Source organism: Oceanispirochaeta crateris, assembly GCF_008329965.1.
GTDB lineage: Bacteria > Spirochaetota > Spirochaetia > DSM-2461 > DSM-2461 > Oceanispirochaeta > Oceanispirochaeta crateris.
In genome coordinates this window covers 576,691-594,744 of the sequence record NZ_CP036150.1, presented here as the reverse complement: position 1 = coordinate 594,744, position 18,054 = coordinate 576,691, and the positions used below count along the sequence as shown (strand labels likewise).

Annotated in this window: 14 protein-coding genes; 9 read left to right on the top strand and 5 right to left on the bottom strand. The window is 51.0% G+C overall.

Translation table 11 applies throughout. From position 1 onward, the window contains the following. Nucleotides 1-2 precede the first annotated feature (2 nt). A complete protein-coding gene (locus EXM22_RS02735; protein WP_149485038.1) occupies nucleotides 3-1,958 on the top strand; it encodes an ABC-F family ATP-binding cassette domain-containing protein in 1,956 nt (651 codons plus the stop codon). A 40-nt stretch (nucleotides 1,959-1,998) separates the two neighbouring features. Here the strand turns inward: EXM22_RS02735 and EXM22_RS02730 are convergent, their stop codons facing one another. Next, a complete protein-coding gene (locus EXM22_RS02730) occupies nucleotides 1,999-3,321 on the bottom strand; it encodes a UDP-glucose dehydrogenase family protein (RefSeq protein ID WP_149485037.1) in 1,323 nt (440 codons plus the stop codon). 200 nt (nucleotides 3,322-3,521) lie between these two features. Here EXM22_RS02730 and EXM22_RS02725 point away from each other — a divergent pair, with 200 nt between their 5' ends. From EXM22_RS02725 to EXM22_RS02700, 7 genes are read left to right on the top strand one after another with little or no spacing between them, the layout of a single operon-like run. Continuing rightward, nucleotides 3,522-5,357: an ABC transporter substrate-binding protein gene (locus EXM22_RS02725; RefSeq protein WP_246157068.1), complete on the top strand. Its 1,836-nt coding sequence runs from the start codon at nucleotides 3,522-3,524 to the stop codon at nucleotides 5,355-5,357. Then, nucleotides 5,354-6,433: an ABC transporter permease gene (locus EXM22_RS02720; RefSeq protein ID WP_149485036.1), complete on the top strand. Its 1,080-nt coding sequence runs from the start codon at nucleotides 5,354-5,356 to the stop codon at nucleotides 6,431-6,433. The genes EXM22_RS02725 and EXM22_RS02720 overlap by 4 nt, the downstream gene beginning before the upstream one ends. Next, entirely contained in the window at nucleotides 6,430-7,500 is a 1,071-nt protein-coding gene (locus tag EXM22_RS18370) for an ABC transporter permease (RefSeq protein WP_246157067.1), read from the top strand. The genes EXM22_RS02720 and EXM22_RS18370 overlap by 4 nt, the downstream gene beginning before the upstream one ends. Next, nucleotides 7,497-8,492, top strand: coding sequence for an ABC transporter ATP-binding protein (locus EXM22_RS18365; RefSeq protein WP_246157066.1), 996 nt, complete (start codon nucleotides 7,497-7,499; stop codon nucleotides 8,490-8,492). Before EXM22_RS18370 ends, EXM22_RS18365 begins: the two co-directional genes overlap by 4 nt. Beyond that, nucleotides 8,489-9,493, top strand: a complete 1,005-nt coding sequence (locus tag EXM22_RS02710; RefSeq protein ID WP_149485035.1) for an oligopeptide/dipeptide ABC transporter ATP-binding protein — start codon at nucleotides 8,489-8,491, stop codon at nucleotides 9,491-9,493. The genes EXM22_RS18365 and EXM22_RS02710 overlap by 4 nt, the downstream gene beginning before the upstream one ends. Before the next feature lie 56 nt (nucleotides 9,494-9,549). Beyond that, nucleotides 9,550-11,223 (top strand): DNA repair helicase XPB, encoded by a 1,674-nt coding sequence (locus EXM22_RS02705; protein ID WP_149485034.1) that lies wholly within the window; start codon nucleotides 9,550-9,552, stop codon nucleotides 11,221-11,223. Beyond that, a complete protein-coding gene (locus EXM22_RS02700) occupies nucleotides 11,220-13,244 on the top strand; it encodes a hypothetical protein (RefSeq protein ID WP_149485033.1) in 2,025 nt (674 codons plus the stop codon). The genes EXM22_RS02705 and EXM22_RS02700 overlap by 4 nt, the downstream gene beginning before the upstream one ends. A gap of 19 nt (nucleotides 13,245-13,263) precedes the next feature. On the opposite strand, the gene gcvPB is transcribed toward EXM22_RS02700, so the two are convergent. The 4 genes from gcvPB to gcvT form a co-directional block, all read right to left on the bottom strand. Continuing rightward, the gene (gene gcvPB, locus EXM22_RS02695; protein WP_149487908.1) at nucleotides 13,264-14,709 is read right to left on the bottom strand and encodes an aminomethyl-transferring glycine dehydrogenase subunit GcvPB; all 1,446 of its coding nucleotides are present in this window, start codon (nucleotides 14,707-14,709) and stop codon (nucleotides 13,264-13,266) included. Further along, on the bottom strand, nucleotides 14,709-16,037 hold the full coding sequence (gcvPA, locus tag EXM22_RS02690) for an aminomethyl-transferring glycine dehydrogenase subunit GcvPA (RefSeq protein ID WP_246157065.1): 1,329 nt from the start codon (nucleotides 16,035-16,037) through the stop codon (nucleotides 14,709-14,711). Before gcvPA ends, gcvPB begins: the two co-directional genes overlap by 1 nt. Nucleotides 16,038-16,088: 51 nt before the next feature. Continuing rightward, nucleotides 16,089-16,463 carry a glycine cleavage system protein GcvH gene (gcvH, locus tag EXM22_RS02685; protein WP_149485032.1) on the bottom strand — a complete coding sequence of 125 codons (375 nt, stop codon included), beginning with the start codon at nucleotides 16,461-16,463 and terminating at the stop codon, nucleotides 16,089-16,091. A gap of 75 nt (nucleotides 16,464-16,538) precedes the next feature. After that, on the bottom strand, nucleotides 16,539-17,639 hold the full coding sequence (gene gcvT, locus EXM22_RS02680; protein WP_149485031.1) for a glycine cleavage system aminomethyltransferase GcvT: 1,101 nt from the start codon (nucleotides 17,637-17,639) through the stop codon (nucleotides 16,539-16,541). Nucleotides 17,640-17,870: 231 nt separating this feature from the next. Here gcvT and EXM22_RS02675 point away from each other — a divergent pair, with 231 nt between their 5' ends. Continuing rightward, nucleotides 17,871-18,050, top strand: a complete 180-nt coding sequence (locus EXM22_RS02675) for a hypothetical protein (protein ID WP_149485030.1) — start codon at nucleotides 17,871-17,873, stop codon at nucleotides 18,048-18,050. Nucleotides 18,051-18,054: the final 4 nt, after the last annotated feature.

Sequence of the window (18,054 nt, the reverse complement as noted above, 5' to 3'; positions counted from 1 at the left end):
CTTTGAGTGCTTTTGTACAGTTAAGCGGAATTTCTCTGGCCTTCGGGAACAGGGACATCCTGAAAAATATTCATTTGAACCTCTCCCATGCCTCACGGGTAGCTCTGGCAGGAGCCAACGGAAGCGGCAAGACGACCTTTATGAAGGTGATTTGCGGAGAAGTTGAGGCCGATGGGGGTGACCGTTCCCAGAGCCGGAATGCCCGGATAGGCTACCTTCCCCAGTCGGGACTCCGTTTTCGTGATAGAAGCCTCAGAGAAGAGGTGGAACAGGCCTATATTCATATCAAGGATCTAGAAAAAGAGAGAGAGGAGCTGGCAGAACGTCTGGCTCATCCCGATTTGAGCGAAAAAGCCATGGAAAATCTGGCCGAAAGGCACCATGAGGTTCAGGAACAGATTACCGCCAGCGGTTATTACGAGAGAGAGGCCATGATTTACAGGGTTCTTCTGGGTCTGGGCTTTCAGGCGGAAGATCTGGAGAGGGAAACCTCCACTTTTTCAGGCGGATGGCAGATGCGGATAGCCCTGGCCCGGATTCTCCTTGAAATGCCCGATATCCTCCTTTTAGACGAACCGACCAACTATCTGGATCTGGAAGCCAGGGATTGGCTGGAGGAGTTCCTTCAGAAATTCCCCGGAGGGGTCCTTGTGGTCTCCCATGACCGCTACTTTCTGGACCAGGTAACCAAAGAAACTGCCGAGCTTTTTCAGGGAAGCCTGAAAATTTACAAGGGAAACTATTCGGCCTATGAGGCCCGCCGCAAGATGGAGCTGGAACAGCTCGAAGCGGCCTGGAAACTCCAGCAGGAAGAGATAGCCCGCCTTGAAGATTTTATCCGGAGATTCCGCTATTCCGCAACCAAGGCGGCCCAGGCTCAGAGCCGGGTCAAGATGCTGGAAAAAATGGAAAGAATAGAGCTGCCCACATCCATGCAGAGGATGCACTTCCACTTTCCTCCCCCTCCCCACTCGGGGCGAAAGGTCATGAGCCTGGAAGCTGTGGGGAAGTCCTACGGTGATCATCAGGTCTTAAAGGATATCAATCTGGAAATTACCAAGGGAGACAGACTGAACCTGGCCGGTGTGAACGGTGCGGGAAAGTCCACCCTCATGCGGATCATCAGCGGTCAGGACAAGGATTTTACAGGGAAACTCCGTTTGGGTACGGATGTGAAGATTGGATATTTCTCCCAGGACCAGGAACTGGTTTTAGACCCCAATAAGAGTGTGCTGGAAACTCTGGAAGCCGATGCCCCCACGGAACTGATCCCCAAACTCCGGGGTATGCTGGGCTCTTTTCTGTTCTCCGATGATGATATTTACAAAAAATGCGCCGTTTTGAGCGGGGGTGAGAAAAACCGTCTGGCCCTGCTGAAGCTCCTCCTGGAACCGGTGAACCTCCTGGTAATGGATGAGCCGACAAACCACCTTGACCTGGCATCCAAGGATGTTCTGCTGGATGCCATGAAGGGCTATGAGGGCACACTGATTTTCGTATCCCATGACCGTTACTTTATTGAACAGCTGGCAGCGTCTGTGATGGAACTGACTCCCGGCAAAGCTGAGTACTTTGACGGAGACTACGCCTACTACCGCTGGAAAAAAGAGTCCACCGCCCAGCAAGATAACCCGGCAAAGGCGGCTCCCGGGGAGGTACCCCAGGGGTCCAAACCTTCAAACAACGAGGGTGCTGCCAAACTAAGCAGAGAAGAAGAAAAGCGTAGAAAAGCCGAAGTTCGCCGGCTGGAGCGTCTGGAAGCCCAGCTCACAGAGGACCTGGAGGCTTGCGAGGCGGATCTGCTGAAGGCTCAAGAAGAGCTTGGCCTACCCGAGGTCTATTCCGATGCGGAGAAGGCCAAGGCGGTGAGTCAGAAAATAAGCGTCCTCGAGGAACGTCAGAATGAAATTTCCGAGGCCTGGGAAAAAGCGGCCGAAGAATTGACCGCTCTGATTTGATTGGACTATCCCGGGAGACTGCCCGGGGTCAGTCTCTTTTTTAGGTTCTTCCCACAGGGCGGTATTGGAATAGCTTCCGCACCTGTTCGTCCTTGGCAAAGATGTTCCTCAGATCAAAGAGAAAATTTCCCTTCATCAACTTGCCCATCCGCTCAAGATCGATGCCGCGGAACTGGTTCCACTCGGTCAGGATGACCAGGGCATCGGCATTTTTGGCTGCCTCATACTCATCGTGACAGTAGGTGATTTGATTTTCGATGTCCGCCAGGCGCCACTTGGATTCCTCGATTCCCTGGGGACAGTATGCCTTGATTTGGGCGCCCTGGGCGGCAAGACCTTCCAGAATGGTCAGGGCTGGAGCGTCCCGCATATCGTCGGTGTCCGGCTTGAAGGAGAGGCCCAGCACGGCAATAGTTTTATCCTTTACATCATCCATTGAGTCTGTGATCTTCTCTATCATTTTGGCTTTCTGTTTTTCATTGGCCTGAATGGCCGCTTCGATCACCAGAGTCTGTTCTCCGTGTTTCCGGGCAATATCCGCCACGGCCTTGGTGTCTTTAGGAAAGCAGCTTCCGCCGTAACCAGGACCGGCATGGAGAAACTTGGGACTAATCCGGCCGTCCATTCCCATGGCGCGGGCGACTTCCTGTACGTTGGCCCCCACTTTTTCCGCTAAAAGGGCAATTTCGTTGATAAACGAGATTTTTACCGCCAAAAAGGCGTTGGAAGCATACTTTATAAGCTCTGCCGTTTCAATTTCTGTAAAAATAAAAGGAGTCTGGTTGATATACAGCACATTGTAGACCTTCTTCAGGAGGTCTTTGGCCCGCTCTGAATCACATCCCAGAACAATCCTGTCCGGCCGCTGGCAGTCATTGACCGCCTTCCCTTCCCGGAGGAACTCCGGATTGGAAGCCACATCAAATTCATGACTGACACCCCGGGCATCCAGCTCTTTTTGAATGGTTTCGCCAACGAGTCGGGCGGTCCCCACGGGCACTGTCGACTTATCCACAATGACCTTGTAGCCGTTCAGGTATTCCCCGATGCCCTTGGCAACAGCCAGCACATAGCGCAAATCGGCAGATCCATCGTCTGCGGGGGGGGTGCCCACGGCTATGAAGATGGAATCGGCGCTTTCTACGGCCTCTTTCATATCTGAGGAAAACCGGAGTCTTCCCGCTTCCACATTCTTATGCATCAACTCGGACAATCCCGGTTCATAAATGGGAACATCCCCGGCATTTAACCGGTCAATTTTCTTCTGATCCACATCCATGCAGATCACCTGCAGACCGAAGTCTGCCAAAATGACTCCCTGTACGAGTCCGACGTATCCTGTACCAATCACTGATATGTTCATAATCAGAACAATATCATTACAGCCTCAAATTGAGCAACACCTGCAATATGCTGCTCCGATTTCTCCCGGCCGGCCCCTCTTTTGTGTATAATGGAAACAGGAGCTTCTCCGGACCGGACAAAACCGGGAAAGCTATGGACAATGAGCAATGATTCTACACATAATAACTGAATAAACCATGCGTTTCCGGGGAGGGTTTTATGATACACAAGGCAGTGAGAGTGTCTTTCATGGCACTGGGGATTCTTTTTCTGACACTGATGTCCTGTTCTAATGACGAGGAGATGACCCTCGAAGAGGCTCAAACCAGAAAAGAAGAGAACCAGGAAGGGCTTTTAGCCGGAACTGTCAAAAAACCCGGCGGAGTTGAAAAATTTGCCCCGGGAAAATCCGGTGGAACCTGGTACACAACCATCACCAACGATCCCAAGACCTTCAATCTCCTGGCCGCCGACAGCGATCAGAGCGCCTCTGCCATCCTGGGGGGACTCCTGCCGGGTTATCTGGCGGACTATGACCCCTACACCCGGGAATGGATGCCCGAAACAGCCAGTTTTGAGATTGTTGTCCATGAGGAAGAGGACAGTCTGGATGTCATATTCACCCTGAGGGACGACCTGTACTGGAGCTTTTACAACTCGGATGAAAAAGTAAAGATTACCGCCGACGATGTGGTCTTCTGGTACGACGAAATCAATGGAAATGAAGATCTCCAGCTCACGAGCTACAATGGTCAGTTTTTGACCATGCCCGATGGTTCCAAGGGAAGGGTAAGCGTTAAAAAATTGGATGACAGGAGAGTCGCTTTCCATTTTCCACGGATAGTGGCTAATCCCATTCTCAGCTGTAACATGACCTATGGCCCCAAATTCATCTATGAACCAGCCCTAAGGGAACTGGGAACGGAGGGCATCAAGGACATCCTCACCATCGACACGGATGTGAAGACCCTCCCCTCGGGAGGACCCCACTTTCTGGTGGAATACACCCCGGGAGTCCGCTTGGTCTATGAAAAAAACAGTGATTACTGGGACAAGGACGAACAGGGCACAACCATTCCCTACATTGAGAAAACCATTGCCAAGGTCGTTCCGGATATGAATACCAGTTATCTTCTATTCAAGAACGGCGAAACAGACAGCTTCAGCATCCGGGCAGAAGATCTGGAAGAACTTGTGAGTGCCCAAAATACGGACTATACAATTTATGACGGCGGTCCTTCCATGGGTGCCGATCTCATCAGTTTCAACCAGAACCCCTCGGGTCTCTCCGAGCCCTACCTCTCCTGGTTTACAAAGAAAGAATTCCGCCAGGCCATGAGCTCCCTCACCAACCGGGAAAGAATGGTGAAACAGATTTACAGAGGACTGGGAGAACCGGCGCTACATCACTACGCCCAGGCCAATCCCTTTTATGATGATTCCATCAGCAATGTCTACACATACAACCCTGACAAGGCTATAGAACTGCTGGCATCCATGGGCATCACCCAGGATGATCAGGGAATCATGCACGACAGCGAGGGCCGGAGGGTTGAGTTTGATATCATCACCAACAGCGACAACAATATACGCATCGATTCGGCCAATATTTTCGCAGATGAATGTGCCAAGGTGGGCATCAAGGTAAACGTCACTCCCCTCGATTTCCAGAAGATCATAGAGATGCTGACCTCTACCTATGACTGGCATGCCATTCTGATCAGCCTGGGCAGCAACTACTGGCCTACCGGCGGCTCCAATGTGTGGCCCTCCGATGGAAACCTTCACCTCTGGAATCCCCTGCAGGAATCACCGGCTACCTCCTGGGAAGCCCGTATAGACAGCCTGTATAACGAGGGGTCCTACACTCCCGATGAGGAAGAAGCCAAGGTCATATGGAATGAGTTTCAATCCATCCTTTTAGAAGAGTTGCCCCTCTTCTATCTGGTCCACAGCGAGGCCTTTTTGGCCCTCAGAGACAAGTGGGACAACGCCTATTTTGATACTCTGGGAGGGCTTGATACGAACCGCCTGTTTTTAAAGGAGGCCGAATGAGGTCTCTCTATCTCTCTATAATGAAACTGGTTTTCCGCTTCCGTGGAGACCATCCCCTGGTCAGTTTTGTCCTCAGCCGTCTGGTTTCCATGGTTGTCATTCTTTTTATTCTGGGCTTCGCCGTTTTTGCCCTGATGGAACTGGCTCCGGGAGACATTGTGGACCGCTACGTTCAAAACCAGATGCTGGCCATGGACGACGGTGGAGGAGATGGAAAAAACCAGAACGGGATCTTTTCGGAGGAGCAGATTGCCGCCCGCAAGGCCGAACTGGGACTGGATAAGCCTTTTTACCTTCAGTACATGCACTGGCTAAAACAGGTCTTTGTTGACAGGGATCTGGGACGGTCCATGATCAGCCGGGCCCCCATCCTCTTTTTAATCCGTACCAGGCTGGTCAATTCCATCCTGCTGAACCTGATATCCCTTTTGATGCTGACGGTCATATCCTTTGCCCTGGGAATCTATTTTTCCTCTAAGGTAGGCACCAAGACCGACCTGGCCGCCACCTTCATAGCCCTCTTCCTCCACTCCTTTCCCGGCCTGCTCCTGTTGATACTACTCCAGCTCTTTGCGGCCGTATCCGGCTTATTCCCCGTAACGGCCTATCCGGGTTTTCCCTTCACTGAAAATCCGGGGCACTTTGTTTTTTCCTACATGCACCATATTACCCTGCCACTGATTGGAGCTTTTTTAGGAGGCATCGGCGGGACCATGCGGATGATACGGGCGACCATGCTGGATCAGCTGGGACAGCCCTATATCACCGCTCTCAGGGCCAGGGGCATAGCCGAGTCCAGAGTCTATTTTGCCCATGCCTTCCGCAACACTCTAAACCCCTATATTACAAGCAGTGCCAATCTTCTGGCCGGGCTGTTTTCAGGGTCGCTCATTCTGGAAATTATCTTCTCCTACCCCGGCATAGGCCGCCTCATGTACGAAGCTGTACTCCAGGAAGACATTTATCTGGTTCTGGCCAATTTGATGTTCACATCCTTTCTGGTCCTCTTCGGCATGGTGATGGCTGACATACTCCTGGCGGTGGTGGATCCGCGCATAAGGTATTCAAACAAATGAAAGGTTTCTTTAAGGCCCTCCTCTACAGACCTATTACTCTCATCTCCCTCGTGATTCTGGTCCTCCTCTATCTGATGATGATCTTTGCCGAGTTTGTATCGCCCTATACACCGACACAAAGCTTTTCGGACAAGAGTTTTCATCCTCCTTCTGTGAGCTGGTACAGTCCCGAACTCGGTCTGGGTCCCCAGGTGCAGGAACGGGCCGTCATCAATGAGATCAACTGGAAGTACGCCCGCATCAAGGGAACGAACCAGCGCATACGATTTTTTGTGAAAGGAGCCCCCTACAAGATGTGGGGCATCATTCCCGGTGACCGCCATCTTTTCGGCCTGCCCCCCGGGGAGGATCTTCCCATATTCCTCATGGGTTCTGATAATCTGGGACGGGATCTCTTTACCCGTATCCTCTACGGTAGCCGGATCAGTCTCACCATCGGCTTCATCGGGATTGCCATTTCCATGACACTGGCCATTACCTTCGGCGGTCTGGCCGGATTCTACGGCGGTAAAATTGACTGGTTTATCATGCGGTTTTCTGAGTTTTTCATTCTCATCCCGGGTCTCTACCTCATCCTGTTTTTGAGATCCATCCTCTCACGAAGCATGACCAGCGGTCAGTCCTTCATGGTGATCACTGTCATCCTCAGTTTTGTAGGCTGGCCGGGCAGTGCCCGATTGATCCGGGGGATGGTTCATTCCATCAAACGGGAAGACTACATTTCAAACGCTATTCTTGAGGGGATTCCCACCCTGAGTATCATCTTCAAACAGATCATTCCCCAGATGTCCTCCATCATCATCGTAAGCATCGCCCTGGGGATTCCGGGATTCATTCTGGGTGAAACCGTTCTGAGTTATCTGGGACTGGGAATAGTCGACCCCGCCGTAAGCTGGGGCAGCCTTATTAACAGGGAAATTTCCACCCTGAGCAACCTCCGAAATTTCCCCTGGTTCCTCATACCAGGACTCTTTCTCTTGATCACCACACTGGCCTACAACTTCCTGGGAGACCTTCTCAGGGACTACCTTGATCCCTATCACCAGGGGAAGGGAGGGCTGAGATGAGTACGGCCGAAGACCTTTTGGACATCCGAGACCTGAGGATCACCTTCCCCTTAAGAAGAGGAGCCCTGAAGGCCCTCCGGGGTGTGAGTTATACAATGAAACAGGGAGAGATCCTGGGACTGGTGGGCGAAAGCGGCAGCGGTAAGAGCGTCAGTGTTCAGGCTCTGATGCGTCTACTGCCGGAATATGCCCAAATAGAGGGTGATATTCTTTTTGAGGGACGGGATGTGAAGACCCTTGAAAAGAAGAAGGAGCTTCCCCGGTTCCGGTCGGAAAAAACAGCCATGATATTCCAGGAGCCGGGACGCTCCTTTGATCCTCTTTTCAGCATGGAAAAAACCTTCAGGGAGACCCTGAGGCTTCATTACCCTGAGGAAGATGAGAAGCAGCTGAGAGCCCGGGCGGTGAATCTCATGCGGGAAGTACAGATTCCCCAGCCTGAAGACCGTTTGGGAAGCTATCCCCATCAGTTTTCCGGCGGACAGCTCCAGAGAATCATGATAGCCCTGGCTTTGGCGGGAAACCCCCGCCTCCTCATAGCCGATGAGCCGACAACGGCCCTGGATGTGACCATTCAGGCCCAGATCATCGAACTCCTCTTGCACCTGAGGGAAAAACGGGGCATGGGGATCATATTCATCAGTCATGACCTGGACCTTGTTGCCAGGATAGCCGACAGGATTCTGGTCCTCTACGGCGGACTGGTCATGGAGGAAGCCCCGGCCAAAGAGCTGATCGGCACGGCCAGACATCCCTACAGCCGGGGACTGCTCCAGGCCCTGCCCTCCTTTGGAAGTCATTACAGTGAAAATACACTTCATACCATTCCCGGAACAGTTCCCGATCCGGTCCATCCCGAACCGGGCTGCCCCTTTGCTCCCCGCTGTTCCTTTGCCCAGGATGCCTGCCTTCATGAGATTCCCCCTCTAGCAGAGGCATCCGGAGGCTCCCGGTACCGCTGCCTCTTCCCCTATAAAGGAGATTCCCAATGAACCCCGCTGCAGACCCATCAGTACACCTCGAACTCCGGGACCTGAGTATTAAATTTTCTCTGGAAGCGGGCCTTTTTGCCCGGTACGGGCGCTTTGTCTACGCCGTCAACGGTGTCTCTCTCCACTTGAAAAGAGGGGAAACCTACGGCCTGGTGGGCGAATCCGGATGCGGAAAGACCACCCTGGCCCGTCTGGCCGTAAAGATGTACAAGGCCGATACGGGAGAGATTGTGTTCCATGAAAAAGAGGGAGGCTCCTTCAATCTGGACCATCTGAGCAAAACAGAACTCTTCCAGTACCGCAGCAGAGTTAAATATATCTTCCAGGACCCGGCCCGCTCCCTGAATCCACGAATGACAATCTACAGCATCCTCACCGCGGGATACAGGCAGAGCCCCCACTGGCCGGGCGATACGGCGGCCAGGGAAGAAGCGGCACAGATGATGAAGACTGTCGGATTGTCCCCGGAAGATCTGGAGCGGCGACCCGCCGATTTTTCGGGAGGACAGCGACAGAGGATATCCATTGCCCGGGCTCTGATCATGAGGCCCGAACTTCTGATCTGCGATGAAGTTGTTTCGGCTCTGGATGTGTCTATCCAAAGCCAAATTCTCAATCTCCTCCTGAAACTGAAGGATCAGTTCAATCTGACCATGCTGTTCATCGCCCACGATTTGACGGTGACCACCTATTTCTGTGACCGCATAGGCGTCATGTACAGGGGGAAAATCGTAGAGGAAGGAAGTGCCAGAGAACTGGCGGAATCCAGAATGCATCCCTACACAAGACTCCTCTATGACAGCATTCCCAGCAGGATGACTCCCTCATCTGAGCTCAAGGCCTTTGAACCCTTTGACTCCACCCAGCCTCTGGAGGAATGTCCTTTTTATCACCGTTGTCCTCAAAGACAGGAGGCCTGTTTATCCATACCCGAACAGGTGGAGAGAACCGCGGGGCATAAGGTGGCCTGTTTTTATCCCCTGATCTCTACAGAGGTCTAAAACCCCGAATGGGGTCCTGTTGATATCCTCCTCTTAAAAGGGTAAAATGACTGGTTATGATTGATACTTCCCAATTAGCCCTGATTGTTCAGGGAGACCACTCTCTTTTATTGGATGTCCACAACCCTGGATTTGAAAAAGCCAGAGCCGAGATATCCCCTTTTGCCGAGCTGATTAAGTCTCCCGAGCATATACATACCTATAGAATGACTCCCCTCTCTCTTTGGAATGCCGCCTCAGCGGGGATTGAAGAAGATGAGATCATCGAGAGTCTGAACAGACTATCACGGTTCCCCGTCCCGGAAAATGTCATTTATTTTGTCCGGTCCACCCTGTCCCGCTACGGATTGATCAAGGTGGAAGCCACCGAGGATGAGGGCGTACTATTTCTGAAATCCACAGACTTGGCCATCCTCACAGAAATAGCCCATCTGAAGAGTCTCAAGAAATTCCTCACTCCCGGTGAAGGCGGGTTTTTCATGAAACTCATGGACAGGGGAACAGTCAAGCTGCACCTCATCAGAGCCGGATTTCCAGTGGAGGATCTGGCACCCCTCAAATCGGGAGACCCCTGTCCTATCAATATGCGGGAGACCATGATCAGCGGCAAGCCCCTTCATATCAGGGATTACCAGGAAGATGCCATCAAGGCTTTTATCGGCAACAACAAACCTGGAACGGGGTTTGGCACGGTTGTTGTCCCCTGCGGCGGAGGAAAGACAGTCATAGGTATGTGCGCCATGAGCAAAATTCAGGCTAAGACTCTCATCCTCACCACCAATGTGGCGGCGGTTCACCAGTGGAAACGCGAACTTTTAGATAAAACCGACTTAAGAGAAGAGGACATCGGTGAGTACACGGGTGAAAAAAAAGAAATAAAACCCGTAACCATTGGAACGTACCAGATCCTCATTTGGCGGAAGGACAAGGAGAGCGAGTACACTCACTTCTCCCTCTTTCGCAAGGGAAATTGGGGTCTCATCATCTACGATGAAGTGCATCTTTTACCGGCCCCTGTTTTCAGGGTCACCGCCGAAATTCAGGCGGTGCGCCGGCTGGGGCTGACGGCGACCCTGGTCAGGGAGGACGGAGCGGAAGAGGATGTTTTTTCTCTTGTGGGCCCCAAACGCTATGACGTTCCCTGGAAGGAACTGGAAGCGGGAGGCTGGATTGCCACCGCCTGGTGCCATGAGCTACGACTGGATCTGCCCGATGACCTCAAAACAAGCTATGCCGTGGCGGACAAGCGCCTGAAATTCAGGATTGCTGCGGAAAACCCCCACAAATCCCATCTTGTGCTGGATCTGATCAAAAAGCATCCCGACGATGCCATCATGATCATCGGCCAGTATGTGAAACAGCTCCAGGAGATGGCCCGGATTCTGGGAGCACCCCTCATAACAGGCAAGACCCCCAATGCCGCTCGGGAAGAGATCTACGAAAACTTCAGAACGGGAAGGTCCAGGATCATTGTTGTTTCAAAGGTGGCCAACTTTGCCATTGACCTCCCCGATGCCTCAGTGGCCATACAGATTTCGGGAACCTTCGGGTCCCGCCAGGAAGAGGCGCAGCGGCTGGGAAGGATTCTAAGACCCAAGGATAAAGATTCCTGGTTTTACTCCCTGGTAACCCGGTATACTGTGGAAGAACAATATGCCGCCAACAGACAGCAGTTTTTAACCGAACAGGGTTATAAATATACAATCAGCCTGGGAATGGAGGATCTGTGAGTACATCTTTAGACCAAGATATCTGGAATTCTTTGATGCGGGATCTTCCCGAGAGCGTGTTTATGGAAATCATGAACAACTACCTCGGTGGAGTAGAAACCCCCTATAACAAGACTGACCTGCTCAATGCGCTGGCAACTCGTTTGGGACGGCCCGAAAACGAAGAGAGGCAGATCAGTATGATCACCAGGGAGGATATTCTGATCCTCTCGGCCATCCAGTGGTTCAGGCTTCCCGATGTACACTTCCTCAAGGAATTTTTCTCTAACCGGTTCACTCCTTTTGAAATACAAAGCCGTATTACAAGCCTGGAAGAACGCCTACTGGTATTTACGAAAAGGGATGCGGGGAACCTCAGCCTCTGCTGTTCTCCCCTGCTGCCCGAATCGATTCAGAAAAGACTTGGCCCGGGACAGCTGTATGAACTCCACCCCTCCCAGCCGCCGGAGACAGGAACTCTCCCCATCTTAAATGGTTCCTTTTTAATCTGTTTTCTATCCCTGATTCACAGAGAAAAGCAGATTGGAAACAATGACGGCTCCCTAAAAAAGAAATTCCTCCAGAAACTGGCTCAACTCTATCCTGTTAAAATTTTCAGCGCAGGCGAAACAGAAGAACTCCATCTGATTCTCAACACACTGAAGGATCTTAAACTCCTGTCCATCCAGGGAGGCAACTGGTCCCTGCGCATTGAGCATCTGAAACACTTCTCCTCCCTGGATAGACGGAACCAGCTTCTTACCCTCTGGGGTCAACTCATATCGGCCGACAGAGGCAGTCCCGACAAGGGGCGGATTCTCACCGAATCCATCATCTCCTATCTCCCGGCAAACAGGGGCATAACAAAAGAGGATTTGATCAACCTGATCACCATCCTGGGAGATCCCATTTTCACGGGACCACTTCCCCTCCCTGTGAATACATTGATCAAGCGATTTGAAATTTTCCATATACTGGTGTGCCGTGATGACTATTATTACCTTCATCCCATGATTCCCCGATTGATTGCCGACCCATCACCCTCACCCGCAGGGTCAGTTTTTTTCCATGCCACATTTGATGTCAATCTGACACCGGAGGCACCCTTTAGCCTTCCCCTGGCCCTGTCTCTGACGGCGGAACGCTATGACGCCTTTGCCCAATTGAAAATGACAGACCAGTCCTTCGCCTCCTTCCTCAAAGCCGGTTTGAAACTGGAAGACTTGGAAGATGAGCTGGTGAACCGTTTCGCCCTGGAACTGACACAGAATGTCCACTTTTCCATGAAAGACTGGGAAAAAGAGTACAACAGCTGCCGTCTTTGGGACGGACTGGTTCTTGAAATGGATGAAACCCACAGTCAGGTTCTGGAACAGAGCGGCCTTCTGGTTCCCTACATACTGAAGACCCTGGCACCGGGTATTTTTCTTATGGGACGGGAAAACAGAAACGAATGGGAAGAGGTTCTGGAACAGCTGGGAATTAGAACGGTCCCCCATGTGAGAGGAAAACACGTCAACCGTCCAACAGTACCCGCACTGTTCTTGCCGAAAGAGTCCGCAGCTGTCCACCTCAAACAGAATGACTCAGAAGATTCCACCCCTCTTCCGGATCAAACGGAACTCTTGGAAACACCTCCAGCCCATATAGAGAAACTGATTCAAAAGCTGAAGTCTCTAAAAGACATAGGACCTGAAGACAAGATAGAAATGGAAGACCGCATCCGCAGGGGTGTTATTTTCATGGAGGATCAATTGGACAAAGGGATGATCAAGGGTGGCATTAGAAAGGTTAAGGGCCTGGATTATCAGGGGAAACTCCGCATGATTCAGTCGGTTCTGGGAAACAGGGCCTGGCTTCTTGAGGTAAACCTTCCAGAGGGTGATTTTGATATTGTAACCCACAGGGTGATTCCCATAAAACTCGAGAACCACAAGGAAACAGAAGCCCTGCTCATCGGTACTGAACTTCCCGACAAGCCTTTTCAGTGCCCTGTCAGGAAAATCAGCCAGATATCCAAGGTACGCCTTTCCCTCTTCTAACCCTTAAGAAAGAGACCTGTTATGAAGACTTAGGATTCTTCAGGATGGGCTTGCGCACGGCCATAACCTCATCCAAACGGGAAACCAGCTCCTGATGGGGTGCGTCATGGAGCAGCTCAGGGTTCACCTTGCTTTCCTTGACAATTTCTCTCAGAACCGCGGCAAAGGCATCCAGAGTCTCAACACTTTCAGTCTCCGTAGGTTCAACCATGAGGGCTTCGGGTACAATCAGAGGAAAGTAGACCGTAGGGGGATGAAATCCATAGTCGATGAGCCGTTTGGCCAGGTCCATGGTGTGAATACCATCGGGCAGGTTCTCTCCGGAGCTGACAAATTCATGCATACAAGCCCTGTCATACCAGGGAGGAAGGATGTCCTTGACCAGTCCCATCAGGTAGTTGGCGCTGAGTACTGCATTTTCTGAGGATTCGCGCAGACCACTTCCCCCTTGAGAAAGAAGATAGGTGTAGGCTCTGACGAGGACGCCGAAGTTTCCATAAAAGGTTTTGAGTCTCCCTATGGATTTCTTAGGCTGCACCAATTCGTACTGTCCATTACTGGATAGTGTGGCTATGGGTCCGGGAAGAAAATCCCGAAGGGCTCCCCCCGCTCCCACCGGTCCTGCTCCAGGACCTCCGCCCCCATGGGGAGTACTAAAGGTTTTATGAAGATTAAAATGCATGACATCGAATCCCAGTTCTCCCGGTTTGACGATGCCCATGATGGCATTGAGATTGGCTCCGTCTCCATACACGAGCCCGCCACAGTCATGAACGGTCTGAAGGACCTCCAAAATATTCTCTTCAAAGAGTCCCAAGGTGTTGGGATTTGTGATCATAATTCCGGCTATGGAAGAATCACAGAGTGACTTAAGATGATCCAGATCTATATTACCCCGCTTGTCCGATGAGACCTCAAGGGCTGTGAAACCAGCCATGGCCACAGAGGCGGGATTAGTACCGTGTGCGGAATCGGGAATGAGGAAGTGGGTTCTTCCCGTATCTCCTCTGGACTGATGATATTTTTTGATCATCAGGACTCCAGTCAATTCTCCCTGGGCTCCGGCGGCGGGCTGAAGGCTGACAGAATCAAATCCTGAAAGTTCTCCCAAACCCTGCTGAAGGCTGTACATAAGTTCTAGGTTTCCCTGTACCATCTGAACCGGCGTATAGGGATGAGAGGCGGCAAAACCGGCCATCCTGGCTGTCTGTTCATTGATCCGGGGGTTGTACTTCATGGTGCATGACCCCAGAGGATAAAAACGGGTATCAATACTGTAATTGAGGGTGGAGAGCCTCGTGTAGTGACGGATCAGATCCAGTTCGCTCACTTCGGGGAGATCGGCATCTTCCTTTCGGGCCAGCTGCGCTGGCAATTCAGCCTTAGGGACATCAGAAGAGGGCGTTTGAACGACCCGTCTTCCTGGGGAACTCAACTCCCATAAGGAACTCACTTTACTCTGCATCATTTGGATACCTCCCCCAGGGCGGCCGCTAGGCTGTCAATATCATTTTTACTATTCATTTCGGTCACACAAACAAGAAGATCACTCTCAGGAAACCCTTCAAAACGGTCCAGAGCCAGTCCGGGGAAAATTCCCTTGAGCTCTAACTCATGGGCGATGTCTCTGGCAGGCCGGGGACAACTGAGGACAAATTCCCTGAAAAAAGGCCCTGAAGTTTTCACTTGAAACCCTGGGACTTTATCCAGAACAGAGGCGGCATAAGCCCCTTTGTCATAGATAAGCCGGGCTGTTTCCTTGATCCCCTGCTTTCCCATGGCGGCCATATACACAGCGGCGGCCAGAGCCAATAGCCCCTGGTTGGAACAGATGTTACTGGTGGCTTTCTCACGGCGGATGTGCTGCTCCCTCGCGGAAAATGTGAGAACACATCCGGCTCTGCCGCTGGCATCCATGGTTTGCCCCACCACGCGTCCCGGCATTTTTCTGATTAGTTTTTTCGTTGTGGCAAAGAGCCCCAGAGTGGGTCCGCCATAACTCATGGGGATTCCCAGGGGCTGCCCTTCTCCTGTCACGATATCCGCACCGCAGGCACCGGGAGACTCTAGAAGACTGCAGGCCAGTGGGTCCGCATGGACAATGAACAAGGCACCCGCGTCATGGGCCAGACCGCTCAGTGCTTTCAGGTCTTTTATTTCGCCGGTAAACCCGGGATAGGCTGTGATAAAACAAGCCCCATCTTCCCCGGGAAGGCCCTCTTTCAGATGGGCCTTAGTGCCCGATAGGTAGGTCCTCATGACCTCCTTATACTCTGGATGAATATTGTCATCCAGATATATTGTCTGCCGTCCGGGCTTACAACGAAGAGCCATCAAAGCCGCCTCGGCCATGGAGGCCGCTCCATCGTAGTGAGACGCATTGACCACATCCATACCATAGAGTTCTGCGACCATTGTCTGGAACTCAAAGAGTGCCTGGAGTGTCCCCTGAGAGACCTCCGGCTGATAAGGGGTGTAGGCTGTGAAAAACTCCCCCCGGGAAAGAACGGCGTCAACCACGGAAGGAATATAATGTCTATAGATTCCTCCACCCAGAAACCACAATCCTTCTTCACTGTTCTGATTTGCTCCTGCCAGAGAGGATAGGCGGTTTTTGACCTCCATCTCAGAGAGCCCCTCAGGGATATTCACTTCGGGATAGCGGTAAGCCTCGGGAATGTCTGCAAAGAGTTCCTTCACAGAAGAAAGTCCCAGTGTTTCCAGCATTTTCTGCCGGTCTTCGGCAGTGTGGGGATTATAACTCATATTCCAACCTCTATTGTTTTCATTCACCCTGCGCTTCCAAATAGAGGCGCAGGTCCCAGAAGAAGCCCGTAAAAGGGACTACTCGTCCTGCCCTTTCAGGAATTCCTTGTATTCATCTTCGCTCATCAACGCAGAAAAACTCTGGTCGTCCGATTTTATTTTACAGATCCACCCATCCTTGAGAGGAGAAGAATTGACGAGTTCCGGTTCATCTTCCAGGGCTGAGTTGATTTCGGCCACGACTCCGTTTAGGGGAGAAAAAAGATCGTTTGCCGCTTTGACAGACTCAATCACTCCAAAAGGGGCATTCTGCTCCACTTCTGCTCCGCTTTCGGGGAGTTCTACAAAAACAACATCCCCAACTTTATCCTGTGCGTACTCGCTGAGACCACACACATAGAGATCTCCGTCTTTTCCTGCCCATTCATGTGTTTTGGCATACCTGATTTCCATAATTGACTCCTTCACGTCATAACTCCCTTCTGAGGGATCAGTTTTTTATTAGTATAATTCTACACTCATCAAATGTCATCGATAAACTGGTTTATAGAGGGGTCTCTTTTCTACGACAGCCATCTTAGGTTGTCCTCTCAAAGAAACCTGCAGTTCCGTTCCAGCCTTGGCGAAGGCTACAGGAACAAAGGCATTGGCACAGTATTTATCCACAGTGGGAGCATAGAGTCCGCTGACGACCTGTCCAATGACCTCTCCCTCCTTGGAGAGCACTTCATATCCCTCTCTGGGTACGCCTTTTTCTATGAGAGACAGGGTAATCAGTTTTGTCTCTAATCCCTTTTCAAGGAGAGCCATAAGGGCTTCTTTTCCGATGAAATCACTCTCTAAATAACAGGCCCATTTTAAAAGAGCCTGGGGTGGAAGGATGGATTCATTCATTTCATGTCCATAGAGGGGAAAACCCGGTTCAAACCGGAGACTGTCACGGCTGGCAAGACCACAGGGAGCGATTTCACAATGGAGACTGAATTTCTCTAATAGACTCTTCCAGAGGGCAAGGGCCTTATCATTGGAAACAAATATTTCCACACCGTCTTCCCCGGTATATCCCGTTCGACCTGCCAAAAATGGAATATCCTCAAAGAGGAACTCTCTGATTCCAAACCTGTCCCATTCATCCTGGAGATTCTGACCCGTCAGGATTTCCAAAACAGGAAGAACCCTGGGCCCCTGAAGGGCAAAAAGAGAAGTTTCGGGCGACTCATCTGTCACTGTGACATCGTAAGCTGACTTATGTTCATTCAGCCAATCCAGATCTTTGTTCAGGTTGGAGGCATTGACCACAAGGATATAATCCTCCGGCCCCGTATGATAAAGAAAAATATCATCAATGATTCCGCCATCCCGATTTAAGAGGAGGCCGTACCCTGATTGTCCGATCTTAAGGGACCTGACATCACTGGTAATGAGATAATCCAGAAAAGAGGCACTCCCGGAACCTTTGATTCGAAAGCGTCCCATATGACTGACATCAAAAAGTCCGGCACTCCGACGAACCAGTCTGTGCTCCTCCGTAGCCCCCATGGCGTAAAACAAAGGCATATCCCATCCGGCATACTCGACCATACGGGCGTTTTGTTCTCTGTGAAAAGAATTGACAGCAGTCTTCAACATCTCTGACCTCTTATAATCTCAACAATTATTACCATATCAATTTATGATATCATAATTATATTACTTCAATATTTACAGATCAAGCAATAGACAATCTATATTTTTATTAAATATACAAAAGGTAATGATTATCGTGGTGGAGCTGAGAATGGAAAACTTATGCCCCTATTGAGTGACAGAGACGCTCTTTTAAGGTAAGATCAGAGCTTATTGAAATTATCAGGAAAAAACATGGCTGTTACACGTAAATTGAAAACAAAGAAGAATGACGAGTCTCAGAAATCGAAAAAAAAGAAAAAAGAGTTTTCCCGTAGGGAAATCATACTGCTCAGTGCCACAGGGATTGTCACCTTTGGCGGCCTGCTCTTTTGTTTCCTCATGATCATGCTCATGACGTCCATAAGCTACTAGAAAA